Annotated in this window: 6 protein-coding genes and 1 pseudogene; all 7 read right to left on the bottom strand. The window is 54.9% G+C overall.

Features of this window, described 5'->3' with window-relative positions:
• Window positions 1-933 (bottom strand): annotated as a pseudogene (locus tag DBR18_RS10285) (class I tRNA ligase family protein); the annotation flags it as partial.
• A 50-nt stretch (window positions 934-983) separates the two neighbouring features.
• Window positions 984-1,214, bottom strand: a complete 231-nt coding sequence (locus DBR18_RS10280) for an acyl carrier protein (protein ID WP_108590235.1) — start codon at window positions 1,212-1,214, stop codon at window positions 984-986.
• Window positions 1,208-2,179 (bottom strand): chlorinating enzyme, encoded by a 972-nt coding sequence (locus tag DBR18_RS10275; protein ID WP_218277852.1) that lies wholly within the window; start codon window positions 2,177-2,179, stop codon window positions 1,208-1,210. Before DBR18_RS10275 ends, DBR18_RS10280 begins: the two co-directional genes overlap by 7 nt.
• A gap of 37 nt (window positions 2,180-2,216) precedes the next feature.
• Entirely contained in the window at window positions 2,217-3,767 is a 1,551-nt protein-coding gene (locus DBR18_RS10270; protein WP_108590234.1) for an amino acid adenylation domain-containing protein, read from the bottom strand.
• Between the two features lie 21 nt (window positions 3,768-3,788).
• Window positions 3,789-4,784 (bottom strand): 4-hydroxy-2-oxovalerate aldolase, encoded by a 996-nt coding sequence (dmpG, locus tag DBR18_RS10265; RefSeq protein ID WP_108590233.1) that lies wholly within the window; start codon window positions 4,782-4,784, stop codon window positions 3,789-3,791.
• Window positions 4,781-5,671, bottom strand: coding sequence for an acetaldehyde dehydrogenase (acetylating) (locus DBR18_RS10260; protein ID WP_108590232.1), 891 nt, complete (start codon window positions 5,669-5,671; stop codon window positions 4,781-4,783). The genes dmpG and DBR18_RS10260 overlap by 4 nt, the downstream gene beginning before the upstream one ends.
• A 444-nt stretch (window positions 5,672-6,115) precedes the next feature.
• The coding region (locus DBR18_RS10255) for a toprim domain-containing protein (RefSeq protein ID WP_256588663.1) at window positions 6,116-7,184 on the bottom strand (1,069 nt) is incomplete at its 5' end.

Genomic DNA, 7,184 nt, shown 5'->3' with positions numbered 1-7,184 from the left:
AACGGGTAAACCTTGTGTAGCTTCCTGATGGAATGTCCCGTGTTGAGGGCTCCAGTACAGTTCTGCCCTGTCTGGTGAAGTTTGCTCAATGCGAGCAATCACTTCCCCCGGTATACGTTTATCTTCGTGCAACCGTGCACTCCCCTTGCGCAGAAGTACGTTGATCGTGTCGTTGTGGACTTGCGCTGCGGGCTTGCTATCGAGCCAACCCGTGCGGATGGCGAAACCGGCTTTGAGCACAGGAGGAATCGGCATCGAGTGCTCGTCCACTTGCGCATCGAGAGAGAGGGCGAAGCGAATCGGCAAACCGACCTGCCTGGCAAACTCGAGATCCGTCTTGTTGTGAGCAGGATTCACTAGAACCGCACCGGTACCGAAGTCGGGCTTGACCCAGTCCGCGACCCACACGGACATGAGGTCGCCGGTTAACGGATTACGGACATAGGCACCGGTGAAATAGTTGTCGGCATCGGGGCGTTCGGTCAGCCGGCGGGTAAACCAGTGATATTTGTGTACGGCGATGGCACAGGCTGCTGTACAGGAACTCCAGTCCGTGACGAAAACATCGATGGACTCTTGTGAATCGAATAGCTCCAAGGAACAAATTGCGCCTTGGGACTGACGCACGCTCTTGCGAATCCGCGAGACAATCTTTTCCGACCAGAAGGGAATCTGCGTCGAGATCTGTACCGTGGCATCACTGGATGGACCATAGAACGCTTCGAATGAACCATCTTCAAGTGTATTGAAGTGCACTTGCCCATTTTCCAGCAACCGGTTCAGGTGCAGACCCGCCTCGATCTTATCGGCAGTGACCGGCGCGCATTGGGTTGCACGACTCATGAACGCGGCAAACAGCGAGCCTCGCTTGAAGGTAAGGTCAGCAGCTTCGCCAGTTTGTGGCTGCTCCAGCAATGCGAACGTTTTCATCATCTTTTCTCCAGATAAGCCGGCCCACGCAACTGACGCAGGCCGGCCCGGGGTTAGGCCGTTTGCTCGGTCAGCGTGGGTTGGATGGCCTTACTCAGTTTGATAACCGAGGAGTTTCGGAACAGTGACTCCATGTTGATGTGAACTTTCAGATCCTCATGTAGCTGGCGTTGGATCTCGGCCATCATCAGGGAATGTCCACCGACGTCGAAGAAGTCCTCATCCACTTTCAGTTGCGGGTAGTTCAGGACTTCGGCACAGATCTTGTGGATGGCGTTCAGCATGGGGTTTTCTCCTCCTGCGCAGAGAATGAGAACGCTTGGCCACGGTTGTTGGCGTTGCGAATTTTGTTGTGGTCGTAGGTGTCCTCGCCGGATACAAGCACCGTCGCGTAGTCGGCGAGGTCGAATGTTTCACCGTGCGCGTTATAGGTCTTCAGATCTGGGTAGACCCGGACGTGGGTTGGAACGTAGCGACCGGAAATGGCCAGACGGGTCTGCCGCTCGGTGGTGTTGTCGTGAGAAGCGTGCGCGCAGGACGCCGTGAAAATCACGCACTCGCCGGCTTGCAGTTCCATGTCCACCGGGTTGGCACTTTCAGGATCCCAGGAAGGGTCGACCTTGAACTCGGAAAAGTCGTAACCGAAGAAACCGGTGTCGGTCTGGGTGTGCTGGTATTCGCCGTTACGCCCTGTGGAGACACTTTTCTTCTCGTCGTAGTAATACTTTTTGTGCGAACCCGGCAGGAAACGCATACAGGCAGTTTCCTTGGTGGCGGGTGTGAACGCGGTCCATACCGTCAGATCGATGTAGGCGTTCCAGTCCGTCTGAGTCGGGACAATCAGCGGGTTGCCATCGGTGTAGCTGTAGTCACGAACCTGATGCCATTCAGTACCGCGTCCACCAGGAAACTTGGCAAACCATTCCGAGCGCCAGCACAGCAGATCGGCACCCAGAATGCCGCGAAGGTACTTCAGAATCGTCGGGTGCATGATGTGACGGGACAACTCCGGAATATCGAAATGCCGGTCGTAGTTCATGTTGTTGTCATAAAGAATGTGCGAGCGGTCATGGTTTGCAGCGCGGAGTGCACGCAGGATTTCTGCCGCTTCATCCGGCTCGTAAAGTTTGATCGGGCCGATGAAGCCATTTTTTTCGAAGAACTCGATATCCTTCTGAATATCATCAGTAATCACTGCGCTTGCAGGTAATCCGGTCGTTGCAGAAATTTTTTGGTCCATCTGGCTCATGTGTTACTTCCTTTTTTGGATGTTGCGTACGCTGGGTTCAGGCCAGGCTCAAAAGAGCCTGGCGATCAATCTTGCCGTTCTGGGTCAGGGGAAACTGTTTGCAAGCCACATAGCGGCGTGGATGCATATGGCGGGGCAGGAGATTCCCTAGCCGATGACCGATATCGCGAATCGGCGGCAGTTCATCAGCGGTCGCCACGAAGGCAGTGAGTTCAGGATCCTGACCGGGTATGGCTTGAGTGTTGAGGACAATCGCATCCTCGGCCGCGGGCAAGGCGTTGCGAACCCCGTTCTCGATCTCGGACAGGTTCACCAGCATGCCGCGGATCTTGATTTGGTTATCCCGTCGCCCCAGGCAGATGGTCTTGTGCTCAGACAGGCGCCGAGCGTAGTCACCGGTGAAGTACGCCCGCTGTTCAACGCCATCAATGGATATTTCCCGGAAGCGCTCTGCCTGCAGAGAAGCGTTGTTCAGATAGCCTCTGCCGACCCCCATGCCGGAAATCACGATCTGGCCAATATCACCGACCGCGACCGGTCGATCCTCATCATCAAGAATGTCTACCCGGCAATGCCCGACAGGGCTCCCCATCGGAATGCCTTCAGCCAGATAGGACTCGTAGTCGGACATCGAATAGGACGTAGCAACATCCGTGCACTCGGCGACGCCGTACTGGTGAATCAGATTGCAGGCTGATCCTTTCTTTCGCGCCCATTCCATCACCCGGGCGGTAGCCAGTGCCTCACCTCCGATGAACAGATGCCGTAGCGTCGCGAGACGATCACCCGCCTGGCCGGCCTGAATGATCAGGTAGAGAGAACTCGGAGCCAGATGAATACTGCGAATCCGGTGGCGCTCAATGAGGTCGACAATCTCATACCCATCGAACACGGCACTGCTCGTGAGCGAAATAGCCGCCCCGCAGTACAGAGGTGTCACCAGGCTGCGTTGAGAGATGTCGAAACCGAATGCCGATACCAGGATGCCGTTGGCTTCATGGTCAAGACGGTATTCGTCAACATGCCAACTGATCAGGTTCGCCCAACTGCGATGTGTGATTGCAACTGCTTTGGGAATACCGGTGGTGCCCGAAGTGAATACGGTGTAGCAAAGATCATCGGCGCAAACAGGCTCAACGATTGCAGCGGCTGCCGGGGTTGCCGCCAGTTTTTCACGCAAGGGCTCGATCTCGACGACTGCAACCGGCAAGTCCTGGAGCAGGCCAGCGGCCTTCTCGGACGTCAGGATGAGTTTGAGATTCGCCAACTGTTGAATCATCAAAGTCAGCCTGGATGCCGGGTTGGCAGTATCCAGCGGTACATAGGCAGCGCCGCTTTTGAGAATGCCAATGATGCAAACAAGGGTCGACACAGAAGGTTGAAGAAATATTCCGACCAGATCTCCCGACCGAATTCCTTGCTCACGCAGATAAGAAGCCAACGCGCTGGATTCGCGGTCGAGTTGAGCGTAATTCAATGTTTCATAGGCACTGCGTACAGCAATTGCATCTGGCGTTTTATTCGCCCAATACACGACCTTTTCATGAATCATGGGCGTGCGAAGGCCCTGCTTATCAGTAACAGACATCGACTTAATCCCTGAAGTGAGTCAGTTGACGGTAGAAAGTTTGGCCGCAGTCTCGATGATGATGTCTTCCTGTCCAGCCACTAACTTGCGTTGACCCAACAATTGATAAAGCTGAAATTCGTCCACGCTAAACTGTTCTGCTGCACGCTTTATATGAGGTGCAAAACCCGAGAACAGCCCATAAATGCCGGTAGCAATGTTGGCAGCGCCAATGTGCGGTGTCAGACAGTCGAGATAATGTTCCGAATTTCGCGCCAGCCCGGCGACGGCCTCGAAGGAACATTGGGTTCGATAGCCCATGCGATTCAGCACGGCGATCAAGGTTTCCAGTTGCGTATTGCCGGCACCGGCACCAAAGCCCTTGATGCAAGCGTCCAGCAGTTGAGCACCTTCCTCGACTGCAGCAAGCGAGTTTGCAACCGCCATGCCGAGGTTATTGTGGGCGTGGAAACCAAGCCTGGTGTCGATGAGCTCCTGGATCGCCTGAATCCGCCAGCGCACATCGTCAGGAGTCAGGTAACCCGCACTGTCCATCAGGATGACGGCATCGGCACCGTAGCTCGCCATGAGCGACGCCTGCTTGGCCAGCAAGTCCGGCTCAGCCATATGACTCATCATCAAGACACCGTATACGGTCTTGCCCTGATTCTTGACCGACTCGATATAGGGAGCAGTGATGTTGGCTTCCGTGCAGTGACTGGCTATACGGAACACATCCACACCAACGTCGATAGCCATCTCCAGATCTGTGGACTTACCCAGACCAGGGATGAAGTGAATACCCAGACGTCCGTGTCGAATGGCCGACCTGGCGGTCTCGAGCATTTCTCGATCATCGACGCTGCTGATACCCAAAAGTGCTGAAGAACCACCAAGTCCGTTGCCATGACCGACCTCAATAACATCGATGCCTGCAGCGTCGGCCTGCTCTGCATATCGGTGAATCTGTTCTTTTGACAGCTGGTGCCGGACAGCGTGGTTGCCATCACGCAAAGTGCAGTCGGTAATGGTGATCATGCGGCGGTACGCTCCCAGCAAGCAGAGTGGAATTCAGCTACGGCAATCGCCGCGCAATTGATGATGTCCAGGTTGCCTGCGTAAGCCGGTAGGTAATCACCGCTACCCCGTACCGTCACACTCATGGTCAAGTGGCCCTTCGATTCGACAGGTTCCAGAACCATCTGATAGCCAGGTACATATTGCTGAACACGGGCGACCATCTGCCGGACATTCGCTCGCACCTTCTCGATGCATTCGTAGCGACCCTTGGCAAATACCGTCGTTTGCATGTCGATGCCCGGTTTTGCCGGGTTGATGTTCAGCACTGCCTTCGCCAAACCCGCACCGCTGAAGTGTCGCAATGCTTGTTCGGTGGTCAAAATGTATTGATTAATGTTTTCCCGAGTCGCCAGACCGGCGCTGTCAGATGCGATGGTCGAAGCAACCTCGACGTACTCCAGGGATTCGAACGATTGAGCAATAGCATAAGCCAACGGAATGCTTGCCTGGCCGCCACACGTAACCAGATTCACATTGCGTGCACTGGCGATGCTATTAAGGTTGATCGATGGCACACAGATAGAGCCGATCTTTGCCGGGGTCATGTCAATCGCCAGGAGATTAGCCTTGCGAAATACCTGGTCGTTAATCTTGTGTGATTGAGCAGAAGTCGCGTCGAAAACAATATCGAGCTCATTAGCGTGTTGAGCGAGAAACTCGATACCGTCGGACGAAGTAGCAATGCCCAGCTCCCGGGCTCTAGCCAGACCTTCGCTATTTGAACTACGTCCTATCACCATGCTGAGATCCAGATGATGAGAGCGCATCGCCTTGTACATCAAATCGATTCCTATACTTCCCGATCCGATTATCGCTGCGCGTTTGCGAGGTATTACTGATTCCATTTTTGCTGACTCCTGACCTGACATCCATCCCCGTTACCTCGCTTGGGACTCTATTTCTCCGAGTCCCTAACCCGTTTAGAAACCTTAAACGAGCCGCCTGGAACGTTGCTTGTACGTTCTTGGGTTCAGATGAGAAAAAGGAGAAATTATCGATGCGGTCACGGCCTGTCTTCGGCGATAGATACCAGGAGGGCGACTAACTAAAGAGTTTTGCATCCAAAAACGATGACGGACGGATAACGCTTATCCAGGAACCCGATAGCGTATTGAGTTGCTCACATCGCCCTCGTGAGGTCGGTCGCCAGGTAGATGGATAAGCAGCAGAGGGAGATCGAATTTTCGAGACAAAAAAAAGGCCAATTCAGAGAATTGGCCTTTTTTACTTCGCGTTTATCAATCAGCTGTTTGTGAATGATCAACGACGTTGTGACTCATTGACCGGGATCAGAAATCCAGGTTCGAAACCGCCAGAGCGTTGCTCTCGATGAAGTCACGGCGAGGTTCGACCGCATCACCCATCAGGGTGTTGAAGATCTGGTCTGCGCCAATGGCGTCTTCGATGGTGACTTTCAGCATGCGACGCACACTTGGGTCCATGGTGGTTTCCCACAGCTGATCCGGGTTCATTTCGCCCAGACCTTTGTATCGCTGGATGGTGTGGCGCTTGGTGCTTTCGGCCATCAGCCAGTCGAGGGCTTCCTTGAACTCGGTAACCGCTTTCTTGCGCTCGCCACGCTGGATGTACGCGCCTTCGTCGAGCAGGGTGCTCAGTTGAGCGCCGAGGGTGACGACGGTCTTGTAGTCGTTGCTGCCGAAGAAGTCGCGGTTGAAGGTGACGTAGTTCGACAGGCCGTGGGAGATCAGTTCGACCTCCGGCAGCCACACGCCACGTTCGCGGTCTTCACGCAGGCTGGCCTTGTAGACCAGACCCGACTTCTCCACGGTGCGCAGACGGACTTCGTACTGGGCCAGCCAGTCTTGCATCCTGGCGTGGTCGCCGAGCATTTCCAGGCTCACGGCCGGCAGGTAGATGAAGTGTTCGGTCAGCTCCTGCGGGTACAGGCGCGACAAACGCTTGAGGGTCTTCATCACCATGCGGAAGTCGTTGACCAGACGTTCCAGCGCCTCACCGGAAATGCCCGGGGCCTCTTCGTTCAGGTGCAGGCTTGCATCTTCCAGGGCCGACTGCGTCATGTACTCTTCCATGGCGTCGTCGTCTTTGATGTATTGCTCTTGCTTGCCTTTCTTGACCTTGTACAGCGGCGGCTGAGCGATGTAGATGTAGCCGCGCTCGATCAGCTCCGGCAACTGACGGAAGAAGAAGGTCAGCAGCAGGGTACGGATGTGCGAACCGTCGACGTCAGCATCGGTCATGATGATGATGTTGTGATAGCGCAGCTTGTCGATGTTGTACTCTTCGCGACCGATACCGCAGCCCAGCGCGGTGATCAGCGTGCCCACTTCCTGGGACGAGATCATCTTGTCGAAGCGTGCCTTCTCGACGTTGAGGATC

Origin of the sequence: Pseudomonas sp. HMWF021 (assembly GCF_003061005.1) — a bacterium.
Lineage (GTDB): Bacteria > Pseudomonadota > Gammaproteobacteria > Pseudomonadales > Pseudomonadaceae > Aquipseudomonas.
This window is presented reverse-complemented; position numbering and strand designations above follow the sequence as displayed.

Coding starts and splice junctions, on each gene's coding strand:
- DBR18_RS10280 (WP_108590235.1), bottom strand. CDS start 1,214: ATGCTGAACGCCATCCACAAGATCTGTGCCGAAGTCCTGAACTACCCG.
- DBR18_RS10275 (WP_218277852.1), bottom strand. CDS start 2,179: ATGAGCCAGATGGACCAAAAAATTTCTGCAACGACCGGATTACCTGCA.
- DBR18_RS10270 (WP_108590234.1), bottom strand. CDS start 3,767: ATGTCTGTTACTGATAAGCAGGGCCTTCGCACGCCCATGATTCATGAA.
- dmpG (WP_108590233.1), bottom strand. CDS start 4,784: ATGATCACCATTACCGACTGCACTTTGCGTGATGGCAACCACGCTGTC.
- DBR18_RS10260 (WP_108590232.1), bottom strand. CDS start 5,671: ATGGAATCAGTAATACCTCGCAAACGCGCAGCGATAATCGGATCGGGA.